Source organism: Myxococcus sp. AB036A (genome assembly GCF_006547355.1).
Classification (GTDB): Bacteria; Myxococcota; Myxococcia; order Myxococcales; family Myxococcaceae; genus Myxococcus; species Myxococcus virescens.
Window position 1 is genome coordinate 36,678 of the sequence record NZ_VHLC01000060.1, and the last position, 16,325, is coordinate 53,002.

Sequence of the window (16,325 nt, forward strand, 5' to 3'; positions counted from 1 at the left end):
GGAGAGACCCCATGGACTCGCGGACCCAGCGCTACTTCGAGGACATCCAGCTCAAGCACTTCGGGCGCCTCTTCGGCCGGCTCGTTCGCGTCCGACTGTTCCTGTCGCTGCTGCTGCTGCTGTCCGCCGTGTGTGTCGCCGTCATCGACGGCGCGCGCTGGCGATGCGTGTTCATGAGCGTGGTGGGGGTGGGCGCCTTTACCTACTTCTTCCATGAGTTCCGCCGCTTTCAGCGCGACGGCGTTGACGCGCGCAGCGTGCCGCTCAATCTGTGGATGGGGCAGATCATCCTGACGAGCATCATCGTGGGGACCGGCGGCATCGCCAGCCCCGTGCTGCCCGCCGCGCTGCCCCTGGGCTTCTTGTCGAGCCTCGCGGCGACGCCCCGGGATCGCTCGCGGCTGTTGATGGCGCAGTTGTCCACGCTGATGGCCGTCTCCTTCGTCCAGATTTCCGGGCTGGTTCAGGGGCTGCCCCTGTGGTTCCTCGGCGCGCCGTCGTCCGTCCTGCTCGTCGCGGGCGCCCTCGTCACCGCCATCATGCTCTGCGTGTGCAGCGCGGCGGGCGGCGCCATCCGGACGACCTTCGACAACATGCTGAGCGAAGCGCTCGCCAGCCGCGACGAACTGCTGGCCACGCATCGCTCGTATGCGGGCGCCCTGGAGGCCATGTCCGGAGAGATTGCCCACGAGCTGAAGAACCCGCTGGCCACGGTGAAGGGCCTCACCCAGCTCATGGCGCGCGAAGCAGGTCGCGCCCAGCCCGCCGAACGCCTGCAGGTGCTGTCGGGCGAGGTGGTGCGGATGCAGGGCATCCTGGAGGAGTTCCTCAACTTCACTCGGCCGCTGGTGCCTTTGACGGTGAGCCCCGTGGACCTGGGCGCGTTGTGCGATGAAGCCCTGGTGCTGCACGAAGGACTGGCGGCGGGACACGGCGTGCGGCTGGAGCGCAAGGGCACGGAGGGCGTGGAGGCGGTGTGTGACTCGCGCAAGGTGAAGCAGGTGTTGATGAACCTGCTGCACAACGCCATCGAGGCCTGTCCCACGGGCGGGCGTGTCACCGTGGAGGTCCGCGCGCTGCCCGTGGGCGAGGCCCGCGTCTTCGTGCGCGACTCAGGGCCTGGACTGGCCTCCGAGCTCGAGCCCCGTGTGTTCGACGCGGGCGTGACGACCAAGGCCAGGGGCTCCGGGTTGGGCCTGACGGTGGCGCGTGCCCTGGCGAGACAGCACGGCGGAGACGTCACGCTGGCGAATGCGGTAGGAGGCGGATGCGAGGCGGCGTTGACGCTCCCGCGAGAGCTGCCAGCGGAGATCATGCGGCCGCTGCACGGAGTCGCGAATGTGGGATGATGCCAAGGAGGGTGGCACCACGCGCGTCCTGGTGGTGGATGACGACGCGGGCGTTCGCTTCACGCTGCGGGAGATGCTCAAGAGCCTCTCCGGCGTCGAGGTGGATGAAGCCGTGGATGGCGAGGACGCGCTGGAGAAGCTGTCGGCCAGGCCCTACGAGCTGGTCATCTCCGACCTGCGCATGCCTCGGATGGATGGCATGGAACTGGTGCGCCGGCTGAGTCTGTTCTCCCGAGCGCCTCGTGTCATCGTCATCACCGCGCATGGTTCCGAGCGCTTCGCGGTGGAGGCCATGAAGGCGGGGGCCTACGACTACTTCCGCAAGCCCTTCGAGGTGGATGAGCTGCTGGCGGTCGTCTCCCGCGCGCTGGAGTCGGTCCGGCTCCGCGAGGAGAACGCACGGCTATCAGGTGAGCTGAACCTGTCCCGCTCGTTGGTGTTCGTCTCGGAGCCCATGGCCCGGCTCGCGCAGCTCGTGCAACGGGCGGGCTCACGGGATGTGACGGTGCTCATCACCGGCGAGAGCGGCACGGGCAAGGAGCGGGTGGCGGACGCGCTCGTCCGGGCCTCGCCGCGCGCGAACCGGCCCTTCCTGCGCTTCAACTGCGCGGCACTCACCGAGGAGCTGGCGGAGGCCGAGCTGTTCGGCCACGCCCGGGGCGCCTTCACCGGAGCCCACCGCGCGCGGCCTGGGCTCTTCCGTGAGGCGGATGGCGGCACGCTGCTGCTGGACGAGGTGGGCGAGCTGGCACCCACGCTCCAGGCCCGGCTCCTTCGCGTGCTTCAGGAGGGCGAGGTGCGCCCGGTGGGGGAGGACCGGCCAGTGACGGTGGACGTGCGCATCATCGCCGCCACTCACAGGGACTTGCGCCGCCTGGCCCTGGAGGGTGCGTTCCGCGAGGACCTCTACTACCGGCTCAACGTCGTCCAGCTCCGGGTGCCGCCGCTGCGCGAGCGCCCCGAGGACATCCCCGTGTTGGCGCGGGTGTTCCTGGACCGCTTCATCGACCGGTTCCACACCGGCCCACTGAAAATCCCCGACGGCTTCTTCGAGCAGCTCCGTGCCTTGCCGTGGCCAGGGAACGTGCGCGAGCTGGAGAACACGCTGGAGAGCCTGGTCGCGCTGTCCAGCGAGGGGCGGCTGGACCTGGGCCCGTTGCCTTCCGCCGAGCCGACAGGCGCGGATAGTGGTTTCCCGGGGGCGTCGTCGGACCCGGTCCGTCCAGGGCCGCAGGACGGGGCTCCCGGCGCGGGGCTCAAGGAGCGCGTGGAGGCGTACGAGCGCGGCCTGGTCCTGGACGCGCTGCGCATGGCGGGCGGAAACCGCAGTGAAGCGGCGCGGCGGCTGGGCATTGGCCGGGCCACCCTGCATGACAAGCTGCGCAAGTACGGGCTGGACGACGGCGGGGAAGAGCGGAGCTGATTCCGGGAACAAGCGGGCCGCTCGCGGTGTTGCGGGCCGGCCTTCCAGCGTCATCGTTCCAGGAGCGTGCATGCATCCCGTGACCCGATGCCTCGCGGCTGTCCTGCTGGCCACCGTCGCAGGCCCGGCGCAGGCGCAGTCCACCCCGCCAGCCCCGAAGCGCCCCTACAGCATCTCTCCCGAGCGCACCGAACGCGTCCGCTCGCAGTACACCAAGTTCGAGTACCGCATTCCCATGCGGGACGGGACGCGCCTGTTCACCTCCGTCTACGTCCCCGCGGACGCGTCACCGGGGAAGCGCTATCCCATCATCCTGGTGCGCACGCCGTACAGCGTCGCGCCCTATGGCGTGGACCGGTATCCCCCCGCGTTGGCCCCCACCGAGGCGTTCGAGAAGGACGGCTTCATCTTCGCCTTCCAGGACGTGCGCGGCCGCAACATGTCCGAAGGCGAGTTCGTCAACGTCCGCCCCCACAAGCCGAAGAAGGCCGGGCCCAAGGACTTCGACGAGAGCACCGACACGTACGACACCATCGAGTGGTTGGTGAAGCGCGTGGCGAACAACAACGGCCGCGTGGGCCAGTGGGGGATTTCGTACCCCGGCTTCTACGCGTCGGCGGGCGCCATTGATTCGCACCCGGCGCTCAAGGCGGTGTCGCCGCAGGCCCCCATCGCCGACTGGTTCTGGGATGACATGCACCGCCACGGCGCCTTCAACCTGGCGCTGGCATTCAACTTCTTCTCCACGTTCGGCAAGCCCCGGCCCCATCCCACGGACAACGAGGAGTGGCAGCGCTTCGAGCACGGCACGCCGGACGGCTACCAGTTCTTCCTGGACCTGGGTCCCCTGGGCAACGCGGACGCGAAGCACCTCAAGGGGGACGTCGCCTTCTGGAAGGACGTCACCTCGCATCCCAACTACGACAGCTTCTGGCAGGCGCGGAACCTGCTCCCGCACCTGAAGAACATCAAGGCGGCGGTGCTCACGGTGGGCGGCTGGTACGACACCGAGGACCTCTACGGCCCCCTGCGGACCTACGCCGCCATCGAGAAGCAGAACCCCGGCATCTCCAACAGCCTCATCATGGGCCCGTGGCCGCACGGCGGCTGGCAGCGCGGCGGAGGCGAGTCCCTGGGCGACGCGGACTTCGGCTTCGCCACCAGCGAGGCCTACCAGACGTTGGCGCTGGACTTCTTCAAGCACCACCTCAAGGGCGGCGCGAAGCCGGACGTGCCGGAGGCCATGGTGTTCGAGACGGGCGCCAACCGCTGGCGCCGCTTCGACACGTGGCCGCCCAAGGGGCTGCGTGAGACGCGGCTCTACTTCCAGCCCAAGGGGGGCCTGGCCACGACGGCGCCGAAGACGACGGGCGCGTCCTTCGCCGAGTACGTGAGCGACCCGGCCAAGCCCGTGCCGTACACGCAGGAGATGATGACGGGCTGGAGCAAGGACTACATGACGGAGGACCAGCGCTTCGCCGCGCGCCGGCCGGACGTGCTGGTGTTCGAGACGGAGCCGCTGGAGCGCGACCTCACGCTGGCGGGACCGCTGGAGGCGGAGTTGTGGGTTTCCACGACGGGCACCGACGCGGACTGGGTGGTAAAGCTGGTGGACGTCAACCCGGGCAAGGTGCGCGGGTGGCGCAAGGGCGATGAAGAGAAGGGAAACAAGAACCGGGGGCATCAGCAGACGCTGGTGCGCGGCGAGCCCTTCCGCGGCCGGTTCCGCGACAGCTACAGCGAGCCCAAGCCCTTCAAGCCCAACGAGGTGACGAAGGTGCGCTTCGTCATCAACGACGTGTTCCACACCTTCCAGCGTGGGCACCGCGTGATGATTCAGGTCCAGTCGAGCTGGTTCCCGTTCATCGACCGCAACCCGCAGACCTACGTGCCCAACATCTTCGAGGCGAAGGAGGAGCACTTCACGCGCGCCTTCCACCGCGTCTACCACTCCACGGCGAACCCCAGCTTCATCAAGGTGGGCGTGCTGCCCTCGTTGGACGAGTAGCGCGAGGCCCCCCACGCGGAGCCCTCCGTTCGCCGCCATCAGGGCTGCTTCTGTGCAGCGGCGAAGGGAAGGGTGTTCTCGTGGGGGTGCCGGCCTTGCGTTCCTGTTACCCTGGGCTTTCATTCACGCGGTGGCACCTGAAACGGGAGGGACATGACCGGCACCCAGGGGCCCGACACCGGGCTGGTGCGGCTGGATGGGAGTGAGGGCGAAGGGGGCGGCCAGATTCTCCGCTCCGCGCTGTCGCTGTCGCTCATCACCGGCCGCCCGTTCCACATCACGCGCCTGCGCGAGCGACGTGATCCGCCCGGTCTGCGTCCCCAGCACCTGGCCTGCGTCCGCGGCGCCGAGGCCCTGTGTGGCGGCGCCGCTTCTTCCGAGGGCGCCACCGTCGGCGCCTCCGAGCTCTCCTTCACCCCGGCCCCCGTGCGCGCCGGCGACTACCTGCTGGAGGTGGGCACCGCGGGCAGCACGCCGTTGCTCTTCCAGTGCCTCGTCTATCCGCTGGCCCTGGCCGGCGGAGGACGGCTGACCTTGCGAGGCGGCACGCACCTGCCGCACAGCCCCAGCTTCCACTACGTGGCCACCGTCTGGCAGCCGGTGGCGCATGCGTATGGCCTGCCGGTGTTGCTGTCCCTGGTGCACGCCGGCTTCTACCCGGAGGGCGCGGGGGAGATTGTCGCGGAGGTGGGGCCGCCGCAGGAGCCGCCCCGGCTGGTGGAGCTGCCCGCGCGAGGCATGTTGCGCGAGGTCCGCGTGTCGTCCTTCACCGGCGGGCTGCCGTTCACCATCGCCGAGCGTCAATCCAGGGCCGCCGTGGGAGCGCTGCGTGAGCGCGGCATCCTGGCGGAGGCGGACAACCGCCCGCTGGCGGTGACGCGCTCGGTGGGGACCGTCACTTTCGTCCTGGCCCAGTTCGAGCACACCATCGCGGGCTTCACCGCGCTGGGAGAGCGGGGCCGCCCCGCCGAGGACGTGGGCCGCGAGGGCGGAGAGGCCCTGGCGCGGTTCATGGAGACGGGTGGGGCGCTCGATGAGCACCTCGCCGATCAGATTCTCCTGCCCGCCGCGCTGCTGGCCGCCGGGCGCCTGGGGCCGGCGTCACCGGGCACCACGCGCTTCACGGCGGCGCGAATCACCGACCACCTCACCACCCACGCCCGTGTCGTGGAGCGCTTCCTGCCCGTGCGCGTCACGGTGGAGGCGGGAGGTTCCGTGGAGGTCCGGCCCGCCTGAAGTCCGGGCCGGAACCGGCTCAGGCCACTTCGTCGTCGCCGCGGTTGGCGCCGAAGGTGTTCTGCCCGGCGATGTCCTTGGACGTGTTCCGGTAGGCGCGGATGCCGAAAGGCACGGCGACCACGAACACGAGCCCCGCGAGGCCGATGGCCATCCACGGAATCGGCTTCTGCTTGAGCTGGACGTCCTTGCCGTAGGAGTTGAGGTTGTTGCCCATGGCGCGCTGCTTGGCGGCCTCACGCTCCTCGGCGGTCATCTCGCGGGGGGCCTGGAAATCCTGGACCTGCTTGCGAGGCTGGGCCAGCGCGGCACCACCCGAGCTGAGCGCGAGGACGAGGAACATCCGGGGAACGAGGTATCGCATATGGCGGGGGAGGCTATCACGACCCAACGGATGGACTGAACAGGGCTTGCACGCTGAGTGAGCGTCCATTACGGGCCGGGGACCCACATTTCCATCCCGGACGCCATGCTGCGCCTGCCCTTCATCGTCCTCGCCAACCTGTACCTCCTCCTGGTCTCCCTGCTGGGCGCGCCCTTCCGGATGATGGCCGCCAGCCACCGGCCCGCCTACGTCCGCTTCCGGCTGACGGGGGATCCGCCGTACCGCGAGCGACGCCGGCGCCGGTTGCAGCTGGGGGGCAGCCGCCCCGAGCCGTCGGATGTCACGTCCGTGGAGCGCCTCCGCGAGTCGTTGGAGCTCCTGGCGAAGGACGGCCGGGTGAAGGGCATCCTCCTGGAGGTGGAGGACCTGGCCGTGCCCGCGGCGAAGCGGGATGCGCTGGTGGCGGTGTTGAGGGCCTTCCGCGCCCAGGGCAAGCGGGTGGTGGGCTGGGCGGTCCACGTGGACAACGAGGGATATGCCCTCCTGTGCTCGGCGGACGAGGTGCTCCTGCCCCCCATGGGCCGCGTGGAGCTGGTGGGCTACGCCGCCGAGTCCACCGCCCTGGGCGTGGGCCTGTCGCGCGTGGGCATCCGGCCGCAATTCATCCGGCGCGGGGATTACAAGACGGCGCCGGAGCTCTTCACCCGGCCCGTCGTGTCGGACATCCAGACGCGGACGGTGGAGTCGTTCCTGGATGAGCGCTACGCGGACCTGGTGGACGTGGTGGCTCGGGGGCGGCGCAAGACGCCGGAGGAGGTCCGGGCGCTGATCGACCAGGGGCCCTTCAGTGCTCGCCGGGCGGTGGACGCGGGGCTGGCGGACGCACTGGTGAGCGAGGCGAACCTGCCCGCGCACCTCGGGCTGGCGAAGCCGGGGGATGGAGAGGAGGAGACGGAGCTGGAGCCGATGGAGACCTATCTCTCCACGATTCCGTTCCCGCCGGTCCGATGGAAGCGGCTGCGGCGGAACCCGCGTGTCGCGGTGGTGCCCGTGTCTGGAATCATCATCCCGGGCAAGGGGGCCAGCGGGAAGATGGCGACCTCGGAGACGGTGGTGAAGGCGCTGCGTGCCGCGGGGCGGGACAAGCGGTCGAAGGCGGTGGTCGTCTACATCAGCAGTCCGGGCGGGACGCCGCTGGCGTCGGAGCAGATGCTGGAGGCCGTGCAACGCGTGGCGCGGAAGAAACCCGTCATCGCGTACATGGACCGGGTGTGCGCCAGCGCAGGGTACATGGTGGCGGTGGGCGCGAAGGAGATCTGGTCCGCGCCGCACGCCATGGTGGGCTCGATTGGTGTCTTCGCGGGCAAGTTCGACATGTCCGGGCTGATGGAGAAGCTCGGGGTGCACAAGACGGTGCTGGTCCGGGGACAGAACGCGGCCATGCTCTCGTTCTCGCGTGGCTTCACGCCGCAAGAGGAGGCCACGCTGGAGGCAGAGGTGGAGGAGATGTACCAGGCCTTCCTCGACATCGTCGCGAAGGGGAGGGGGCGGACGAAGGAGGAAATTCACCAGTTGGCGGAAGGCCGCGTGTACTCGGGCGTGCGCGGGAAGGCCGTGGGGCTGGTGGACCAGGTCGCGGGCTTCGAGGAGGCCTGTCGCCACGCGCTCTCGCTGGCGAAGGTGCCGGCGGCGGAGCGGTTCGAAATCATGACCTATGGCGCGCCCAAGCAACGGGTGAACCTGCTGAAGCTGTTGATGGGGGCGTCCCATGCGCAGACGTATGCGCTGTGCCCCACGGCCTTGAGCCTGAATGGGTTGGGCGGCACGGAGGCGTTTGAAGATGCCGCGCGCTTCGGGGTGGCCGACGTGGTGGGTAGAGTGTTTTCTGATGACCAGTGGCCATTCGGGGGCTGACGGGCGCGAGCGGTAGACTGGAGGGATGCTGAAGGCACTCGCGTTGCTGACTGCATCCTGTCTGGCCCAGGCGGAGGCTTCTTCCGCCGCGAAGGTGGAGGAGAAGCTGCCGTTCGTCACGAGCCTCCACTTCGAGAATGACGTGCTCGCCAAGAGCGACCGGCTCTACACGAACGGCGTCCGCATCGAGCACTTCGGGGAGTACGACGGGTGCCGTTCCATCGCGCGGACGCTGCGGCTTCCGGACAGCGTGCAGCACCGCTACCTGTGTGGCGGCTCGCTGGCGCAGAACATGTACACGCCGAGCCGGATTGTTCCGCTGCCGGAGCAGGACGTGTTCCCGGACCCGAACGACCGGCCCTACGGGGGCTGGCTGCACGGGGGCATCTTCTTCCAGCACATCTATGCGGGGAGGGCGCCCGCGGACTCGTCGAGGCTGACGCTCCAGGCCACGGTGGGCGTCACGGGGCCGGCGTCCGGGGCGGCGAAGACGCAGCGCTGGGTCCACCGGACGCTGAACGACATCTTCGGGCGCACGGTGGCAAGGATTCCGGTGGGTTGGGAGAAGCAGTTGCCCACCGAGCCCGCATTCCACTTCTCCGCGCTCCGCGAGCAGCCGCTGCTCTGGAGCCCCGTGGTGGACGTGACGTGGTCCGCCGGGGCGATGCTGGGCACAGTCTTCGTGAACGCGAGCCTGGGAGGGACGGTCCGTGTGGGCTATCTGGCCCGGCCGTATGGCCTGGCGCCCATCATGCCGTCCGTGGTCAAGGAACTGGAGGCTCAGCGGGCGCCGGGGGAGGCCTCCTCGGAGCTGATGGCCATTCGAGATGAACGCGCCTGGGAGGCCTACCTGTACGCCCGAGGGCAGGTGAGGGTGGTCGCGAGGAACCTGTTCCTGGATGGCACGCTCTTTCGGCCGAGCATCAGCGTCCGGAAGGCGCCCATCGTCGGGGACAGCGAGTTCGGCGCGGCCTTCCGGACGGGCGGGTTCCAGTTCGGCCTGGGCATGGTCTTCCGCTCCCAGGAACTGGCTGACCCGCCCAATCCGCTCCTGTCAGGACACCGGTTCACCCAGATTCAGCTCTCGTATCTGCACTGAAGGCGTCGAAACTAAGGACCAATGGAGGTCAGACATGGGCGTCTTCTTCAAGTGGCAAGGTGAAGTGGTGTGGGATCCGTCGCCCAGACTGGCCCGTCTATTTCTTGCCCAGGTTCGAGCTTTAGAAAATGCAGTGGAACTACAGAGTGGAATTGGCGAAGTGGTCGCTGATGAGGTGGAAATCAATCCTTTACTGCTCAGGCCGTTTGTCTCAGCACTAATGAACGAACTAGATTCCGAAACGAGCAATGCAACTAAGACATTGTTCGCTGGTCCGTTTTCAATATCGCATGGAATTCTTCTGGCTTGCGAGCCAGGTTCGACCTCTCCTATGCGCGGAGATACGGAACGTCTTGCGCGCCGAGGTCAATTACTGGTGTCGGGGCAATCGCGGGTGGGACCTATTTATGAAGGGCTTATTGATTAATGGGGAGTCGTCATCGTATCTGCCCTGACACCCGGGCGTCCGACAGCACAGCTTTGAACCGATGCTACCGTCCGATGGCGATGGCTTTTCCCCTCACCGGAAGTGATAGGCGTCCAGCGAAGGTCAAAGGTTCGCCTGGAGTCAGTGAGGGCTCCGGAGGAGGTGTGAAGTCATGCAAAAGCGCGTTGGCTTCTTTTCGAATTTGAAGCACGGCGACAAGAGTGGCGACGCACTCGCGAATCGAACGTGTGAGCCTCGGCTTCCTGACCAGGTCGCTATAGCTAGGTACTTGCGGAACGGGCAGGTCTACGCGGCTTCGGCTGGGCTTGTGCGTGATGTGCTAGAACCGTCCAGGGAGATAATTGGGCCTTTGGCAGTGCTTACGGACGGCGTTTGGTTTTGGCCTACCGATCTTGTCTATTACCTGGAGAAGTACAATGCGCCCTTGCATGCGGAGTTTATTGAGCACGTGAGAAGTAGAGTGCGTCCCGCTTGACTTGAGACCTCTCATCCGCTGCGCCTTCCGAAAATGCGGTCGCTGCGCCATGCGTGCTCAACCCGCGGCCAGTGGCTTCGACAGGATTGCGGACTTTTTTGATGACGCCGTCTACCGCGGTGCCTCGTGCGTGGCACCTCCACGTCCACGGCCTCCGCCGACGTCACCAGCGTGCGCAGGCAGTATCGACCACTGCCGTTCGAGGGCCAGTAATAATTACGAGCTCCACATTGCGCCTTGCAGCCCGTGCGTCTGCCAGCCACTGCCTAGCACCACTGCGCCAGCGGTAGTCCGAAGGGGGAGTGGGTAACGGAGGGCCGGGCGGGCAGGCCATGATTGCATTGGCCGCCACCCGCCCCACTCATAAAGCAGGCATCGACTCCTTCATGAACGCCGCCGCGGTTCCGCGGCTTGAGAGGCATTTCCAGCGAATCGGCGAGGTGTTGGGCGAGGAGAGTCGGCGCGGATCGTTCGCCCTCTACGTGTCATGGGCCGCCCTATCGGATCGCTCGTGGGTCACCTCGTCGGATCGCAGTTTCGATCAGTCCGACCAGCCAGCGTGCTCGGGAGCATCAAGGTTCGGCTGCGCCGAAACCTGAACGGTTCTGCGCCCTTGACCCTCCCTCCGCGCGCCGGCAAAGAGCAGTCGGCCGCGAGCGGCCAGTTCTGATCGTTCAGGAGTCGCGATCCGTTTGGCCGACCCAAACGCGGTCCGTTACCCCGGTCCCTGACACTCTACGCCATGGGCCTGCTGCGGGAGGGGAGCGCAAGAGCGTGGAGCCCATCGCCGCCCGTGCGTGTCCGGACCCCAAGCGGGTGGATGCCATGCACGAGCGATTGTTGCACTTCACCGTGGATTCGCGGTGGAGCGACCGGACGTGCGGCGTGCAATCTCTCCACTAACAATCGTGGAGGAGTGACGCCAAGCATGTCATGTGCTGAACGAGGCAGTTGTGGTGCCCCATATGGCAGATAGGGAGCGATTATGAAAAAGAGCGTTGAAGTCAAATTGCCGGTGCGCATCGGTCCAGGGCAGCGCCCCTTGACTGAAATTCTTACGGCGGATGAGCTTGAGGACAATCACTACCGGCTGGTGTTTTCCCCTGGATTAGTTGAGAGCCTCGCAGCGGGGGATGAGTTCGCAATTAACGCCGCCGAGCCATCGGGCTTCAAAGTGACACGGCGCGGCGGAAACTTCTGTATTTGGTTTTTCTTCCCGAAGCAGGGAATGAATTACAGCGCAGAGGCTCAGCGTCTCGTGCATGAGGTCGCCAGCATTGGAGGTCGAATGGATGGTGGAGGGGAAACAACCCTCGTCTTTACCGTTCCCGCAGCCAGTGGCTTCGACAGGATTGCGGACTTTTTTGATGACGCCGTCTTGCGCATCGCTGATTCTGCTTGGAGTTTTTCCAATGCGTACGAGCCGACTTCCGGGGCGCCGCTCGACTGGTGGCAAACTTGGGCCACATAGGACGGGTAATGCTTTGCAAAAAACTTCTGACGTGCTCGCCCCCTCGACACCTAAATTACATTTGCGTGCATGTGGCTGATGTCGTGTCCTTACTTCGATGACAACCTCGTGGTCCGACCCGTGCTCGAAACAATGATTTCCCCGTTGCAGCCAGCGAGTAGCGCACCGGGCCCTCGTCCCCCCGTCCGGCCCCCGCACCAGCGCTCCTGATAGGCCCGTTCAGCGGGCCGACACTCACCGGCCGTCCTTGGGACCTACAGGGTGCGCTGGGCGTACAGCCCCGTTAAACGACGTTGACAGCCCCCCCTGGGCTGGCAGATTCCGCGCCCGTTGGCGGCTGACAACCGCCCGTTTTCCAAAGGTTTCAGGTGTCCTGATGAGCGTTACCCAGGCCGACATCCTCGCTGCGATGTCGAAGGTGATGGATCCCGAGCTTCACATCGATCTCGTGAAGGCGGGAATGGTGAAGGACATCCACGTCAGTGGGGACACCGCGAAACTCAAGATCGAGCTCACCACGCCTGCCTGCCCCATGAAGGGGAAGATCCAGGCCGACTCCGAGGCCGCCCTCAAGGCCGTCCCCGGCCTCAAGTCCTTCGACATCGAGTGGGGCGCCCGGGTCCGCCCGGCCGGCGGGGGCATGCCCGCTGGCGCGCTGCTCCCCCAGGTGAAGAACATCATCCTCGTCGGCGCGGGGAAGGGCGGAGTGGGCAAGTCCACCGTCGCCCTCAACCTCGCCACGGCCCTGGCCCAGCACGGCGCCAAGGTGGGCCTGCTCGACGCGGACTTCTACGGCCCCTCCGTCCCCCTGATGACCGGCCTGGGCGACAAGCGCCCCGTCAGCCCGGACGGCAAGTCGCTCAACCCGCTCGAGGCCCACGGCCTCAAGGTCATGTCCATCGGCTTCCTCGTGGAGGCCGACCAGGCGCTCATCTGGCGCGGCCCCATGCTCCACGGCGCGCTGATGCAGCTCGTCCGGGACGTGAACTGGGGCGAGCTCGACTACCTCGTCCTCGACCTGCCGCCCGGCACCGGCGACGTGGCGCTCACGCTGTCCCAGTCCGTCCGGGCCGCGGGCGCCGTGCTCGTCACCACGCCGCAGGACGTGGCGCTCGCGGACGTGGTTCGCGCCAAGCAGATGTTCGACAAGGTCCACATCCCCGTGCTGGGCATCGTGGAGAACATGAGCCAGTTCGTCTGCCCGAACTGCTCGCACACCACGGCCATCTTCAACCACGGCGGCGGCCGCAAGGCCGCGCAGATGTTCGGGATTCCATTCCTGGGTGAAATCCCTCTGGACCTGAAGGTGCGGGAGTCTGGAGACTCCGGCGTTCCGGTGGTCGTGGGGGCCAAGGACAGCCCGGAGGCGAAGGCCTTCCAGGAAGTCGCGCGGAACGTCGCAGGGCGCGTGTCCGCCCAGAGCATCAAGAGCGTTCCGTTGCCGGTGATGCAGGCCCGCTAACTATCGAGGAGACATCATGGCCCCGGCCGGCAACGACGACTTCCCGCCCGATCCGCTGCTCGACGAAGACGAACGGCAGGACCGCTCCAGTGGCTCCAACGGGCCCGCGGGCTTCGTTCCGGAGTTCGTCCGCCGCATGGCCGTGGCCGGCCTGGGTGCCCTCTTCATGACGGAAGAGGGCATCCGCAACCTCGCAGGCCAGCTCAAACTCCCCAAGGAAGCCCTGGGCTTCATCCTCGGTCAGGCCGAAAAGACCAAGGACGAGGTGACGCGCGCCGTCACCGAGGAGCTCCGCCGCTTCCTCCAGTCCGAGAAGCTCCGCGACGAGTTCCTCAAGCTCATGTCCGGCATGACGGTGGAGATCAAGGCGCAGATCCGCCTGGTGCCTCCCGAGAAGGAGGAGAAGTCCTCCGAGTCGGAAGCCCCCACCAAGTCCCGCCGGTCCGCCACGCCCAGCGTGGTCATCTCCGAGCTCAACGCGAAGCGCCCCAGCGCGAAGCGCACCAAGAAGGAGTAACGGTGGCGGACACGCCCCCTCCCGCTGAGTCCCCCTCGAGTGCCGCGCCGCCTCCGCGCCCGAACGAACGGAAGAGCGCGCTGGCCAAGCGGCTGCCGTTGCTCCTGCTCGTCGCCCTGGGGCTCTACCTGTGGCAGGTGACGGGCACCCCCGAGCGCGACGTCGCCTTCCAGCTCGCGGGCCCGGGCTGGGCCTCCGTGCGCGCCGTGGACCTGCAGATCTCCGACCCGGAAGGCCAGCTCATCAAGCGCGAGGAGCGGTTCTTCCCCTCGGGACCACCGCCTGAGCTCACGTACAAGGTGGACCTGCCCGAGGGCACCTGGGACGCGGCGCTCTTCGTGAAACGTGAGGGCAGCGACACCCGTGTGCGCTTGGAGACGGAACTCGTCGTCGGCGAAGGGCAGTACATCGTCCGGCAGCTTCAGTTGCCCGCCGCAGTTCGTTGACCGACCTGGGGGCGTGGGCTAAGGCCGCCCGCACAACGTTCTTCACTCTTTCCGACCCAAGAGGTGCGTACACGCCATGGCAACGGAACACATTGTCGTCGTCGGGGCAGGGCAGATGGGCGCGGGCATCGCGCAGGTGGCACTCGTCGCGGGCCTTCGCGTCACGCTGGCGGACGTCTCCGAGGCGGGGCTCGCCAAGGGCGCCGACCGCATCCGCGCCGGCCTGAAGAAGCTGGTGGAGAAGGGCAAGCTCGACGCGGCAAAGCAGCAGGCCGCCGAGGCCAACCTCGTCACCGTGACGAAGGTCACCGACGCCAAGGACGTGGACTTCGCCGTCGAGGCCGTGACGGAGAGCGAGGGCCTCAAGCGCGGCATCTTCCTGGACCTGGACGAAATCGTGCGCCCGGGCGGCGTGCTCGCCACCAACACGTCGTCCATCCCCATCACCCGGATCGCCGCGTATACCAAGCGCCCCGAGTCCGTCATCGGCATGCACTTCATGAACCCGGTGCCGGTGATGCAGCTCGTGGAGATCATCCGCGGCGCCGCCACGTCCGATGAGACGTATGCCACCACGCGGGCCCTCGCGGAGAAGATGGGCAAGACGACGGTGGTCTCCAAGGACTACCCGGGCTTCATCGTCAACCGCATCCTCATCCCCATGCTCAACGAGGCCTGCTTCGCCGTCATGGAGGGCCTGGGCTCCGTCGAGGACATCGACACCGCGATGAAGCTGGGCACCAACCAGCCCATGGGCCCGTTGCAGTTGGCGGACTTCATCGGCCTGGACACCGTGCTCTACATCGCCGAGGTGCTCCACAAGGGCCTGGGCGACCCCAAGTACCGCCCCAGCCCCCTGCTGCGGCAGTACGTGGAAGCCGGCTGGTACGGCAAGAAGAACGGCCGCGGCTTCTACAAGTACTGAGCCCCGCGGTTACCCACTTCCACCCCAGGAGCCTCGAACATGGCCTACGAGAACATCCGGCTGGAGCAGGAGGGCGCCATCGCGACCCTCTTCATCGACCGCCCCAAGGCGCTCAACGCCCTCAATACGAAGACGCTGCAGGAGCTCGAGTCCGCGCTGAAGTCCCTTCCCGCGGACGTGCGCGTCCTCATCGTCACCGGCGGCGGCGAGAAGGCCTTCATCGCGGGCGCGGACATCGCGGAGATGGCCGCGCTCACCGACGCGCAGGCCCAGGAGTTCGGCGCCCTGGGGCACCGGGTCATGGCCGCGCTGGAGGCGCTGCCCATTCCGACCATCGCGGCCGTGAATGGCTTCGCGCTCGGCGGCGGCTCCGAGCTGGCCCTGGCCTGTGACTTCATCTACGCCTCCGAGAAGGCCAAGCTCGGCCTGCCGGAAGTCGGCCTGGGCGTCATCCCCGGCTTCGGCGGCACCCAGCGCCTCACCCGCGTGGTGGGCCGCGCCCGCGCCAAGGAGCTCATTTTCACCGGCGACCGCATCGACGCGGCGAAGGCGAAGGAGATTGGCATGGTGCTGGAGGTCCTCCCCGCGGACGGTCTGCTCGCGCACTGCCGCGCCGTGGCGGAGAAGATTCTCAAGAACAGCCCGCTGGCCATCTCCAAGGCCAAGCAGGTCATCGAGGCCGGCGCCGACCAGGACCTGCGCGCGGCGAACGACATCGAGCGCAAGGCCTTCGGCGACCTGTTCGGCTCCGAGGACCAGCGCGAAGGCATGAAGGCCTTCCTGGAGAAGCGCCCCGCGACCTTCACCGGGAAGTAGCGCGGTGAAGGGGCTCGCGGCCGGGGGACTGCTGGCGTGTCTCCTGGCCGCCGTGCCGGCCCAGGCTTCGGAAGACGGTGGGGGCGAGGACGAGCGAGCCCCCGTGCTGGTGTCCTGGAAGCGCTCGCTGTGCCTCTACACGGGCTGCTTCCTGGAGCCGCTCATCCCCGACGTCCGCTACGAGTGGGAGCCGGGTGCCCAGGAGGGTTGGGTGCTGTCCTGGCCCATCCACCCGTGGGCCCTGCCGCCGCTGGACGTGCCAGGGCCCACGCTGGTGGTATCGCCGTTCCTGGAGCCTCAGCTCCGGCTGGGACGGACGGCCTTCCGGATGCTCGCCGGGGCACGGGTGTATGCGTTTCCTGACGCAGCGCGCTTCGGAGTGTTGGCCGAAGGCGCGGGGCTGTGGGGGCG

The 16,325-nt window shown here is 67.4% G+C and carries 14 protein-coding genes and 1 pseudogene; 14 read left to right on the forward strand and 1 reads right to left on the reverse strand.

Annotated features, from left to right (window positions below; all coding sequences use genetic code 11):
- The first annotated feature begins 11 nt into the window (after nt 1-11).
- The 4 genes from FL344_RS23345 (at nt 12) to rtcA (ending at nt 6,016) form a co-directional block, all read left to right on the forward strand.
- Complete coding sequence (locus tag FL344_RS23345; protein ID WP_141620050.1) at nt 12-1,349, forward strand: PAS domain-containing sensor histidine kinase; 1,338 nt, start codon at nt 12-14, stop codon at nt 1,347-1,349.
- On the forward strand, nt 1,339-2,772 hold the full coding sequence (locus FL344_RS23350; RefSeq protein WP_141620051.1) for a sigma-54 dependent transcriptional regulator: 1,434 nt from the start codon (nt 1,339-1,341) through the stop codon (nt 2,770-2,772). Before FL344_RS23345 ends, FL344_RS23350 begins: the two co-directional genes overlap by 11 nt.
- Nucleotides 2,773-2,842: 70 nt before the next feature.
- On the forward strand, nt 2,843-4,780 hold the full coding sequence (locus FL344_RS23355) for a CocE/NonD family hydrolase (RefSeq protein ID WP_141620052.1): 1,938 nt from the start codon (nt 2,843-2,845) through the stop codon (nt 4,778-4,780).
- Nucleotides 4,781-4,933: 153 nt separating this feature from the next.
- Nucleotides 4,934-6,016, forward strand: a complete 1,083-nt coding sequence (gene rtcA, locus FL344_RS23360; RefSeq protein WP_141590619.1) for an RNA 3'-terminal phosphate cyclase — start codon at nt 4,934-4,936, stop codon at nt 6,014-6,016.
- 19 nt (nt 6,017-6,035) lie between these two features.
- Here the strand turns inward: rtcA and FL344_RS23365 are convergent, their stop codons facing one another.
- Nucleotides 6,036-6,359 carry a hypothetical protein gene (locus FL344_RS23365; RefSeq protein WP_020478128.1) on the reverse strand — a complete coding sequence of 108 codons (324 nt, stop codon included), beginning with the start codon at nt 6,357-6,359 and terminating at the stop codon, nt 6,036-6,038.
- A 78-nt stretch (nt 6,360-6,437) separates the two neighbouring features.
- On the opposite strand from FL344_RS23365, the gene sppA reads away from it, so the two are divergent.
- The 10 genes and pseudogenes from sppA to FL344_RS23425 all read left to right on the forward strand — a co-directional run.
- A complete protein-coding gene (sppA, locus tag FL344_RS23370) occupies nt 6,438-8,255 on the forward strand; it encodes a signal peptide peptidase SppA (protein ID WP_141620053.1) in 1,818 nt (605 codons plus the stop codon).
- Nucleotides 8,256-8,280: 25 nt separating this feature from the next.
- Nucleotides 8,281-9,354: a lipid A deacylase LpxR family protein gene (locus FL344_RS23375; protein ID WP_141620054.1), complete on the forward strand. Its 1,074-nt coding sequence runs from the start codon at nt 8,281-8,283 to the stop codon at nt 9,352-9,354.
- Between the two features lie 34 nt (nt 9,355-9,388).
- Nucleotides 9,389-9,781, forward strand: a complete 393-nt coding sequence (locus FL344_RS23380) for a DUF6086 family protein (protein ID WP_141620055.1) — start codon at nt 9,389-9,391, stop codon at nt 9,779-9,781.
- A 1,481-nt stretch (nt 9,782-11,262) separates the two neighbouring features.
- Nucleotides 11,263-11,748, forward strand: a complete 486-nt coding sequence (locus FL344_RS23395; RefSeq protein WP_141620058.1) for a DUF4265 domain-containing protein — start codon at nt 11,263-11,265, stop codon at nt 11,746-11,748.
- A 376-nt stretch (nt 11,749-12,124) separates the two neighbouring features.
- Nucleotides 12,125-13,210 (forward strand): iron-sulfur cluster carrier protein ApbC, encoded by a 1,086-nt coding sequence (apbC, locus tag FL344_RS23400; RefSeq protein ID WP_011553815.1) that lies wholly within the window; start codon nt 12,125-12,127, stop codon nt 13,208-13,210.
- 16 nt (nt 13,211-13,226) lie between these two features.
- Complete coding sequence (locus FL344_RS23405) at nt 13,227-13,727, forward strand: hypothetical protein (RefSeq protein ID WP_141620059.1); 501 nt, start codon at nt 13,227-13,229, stop codon at nt 13,725-13,727.
- A 2-nt stretch (nt 13,728-13,729) separates the two neighbouring features.
- On the forward strand, nt 13,730-14,173 hold the full coding sequence (locus tag FL344_RS23410) for a hypothetical protein (RefSeq protein ID WP_141590593.1): 444 nt from the start codon (nt 13,730-13,732) through the stop codon (nt 14,171-14,173).
- 76 nt (nt 14,174-14,249) lie between these two features.
- Nucleotides 14,250-15,098 carry a 3-hydroxyacyl-CoA dehydrogenase family protein gene (locus tag FL344_RS23415; RefSeq protein ID WP_140862915.1) on the forward strand — a complete coding sequence of 283 codons (849 nt, stop codon included), beginning with the start codon at nt 14,250-14,252 and terminating at the stop codon, nt 15,096-15,098.
- A 39-nt stretch (nt 15,099-15,137) separates the two neighbouring features.
- Nucleotides 15,138-15,914: an enoyl-CoA hydratase/isomerase family protein gene (locus FL344_RS23420; protein WP_141620060.1), complete on the forward strand. Its 777-nt coding sequence runs from the start codon at nt 15,138-15,140 to the stop codon at nt 15,912-15,914.
- 4 nt (nt 15,915-15,918) lie between these two features.
- A pseudogene (locus tag FL344_RS23425) lies at nt 15,919-16,325 on the forward strand (hypothetical protein); the annotation flags it as partial.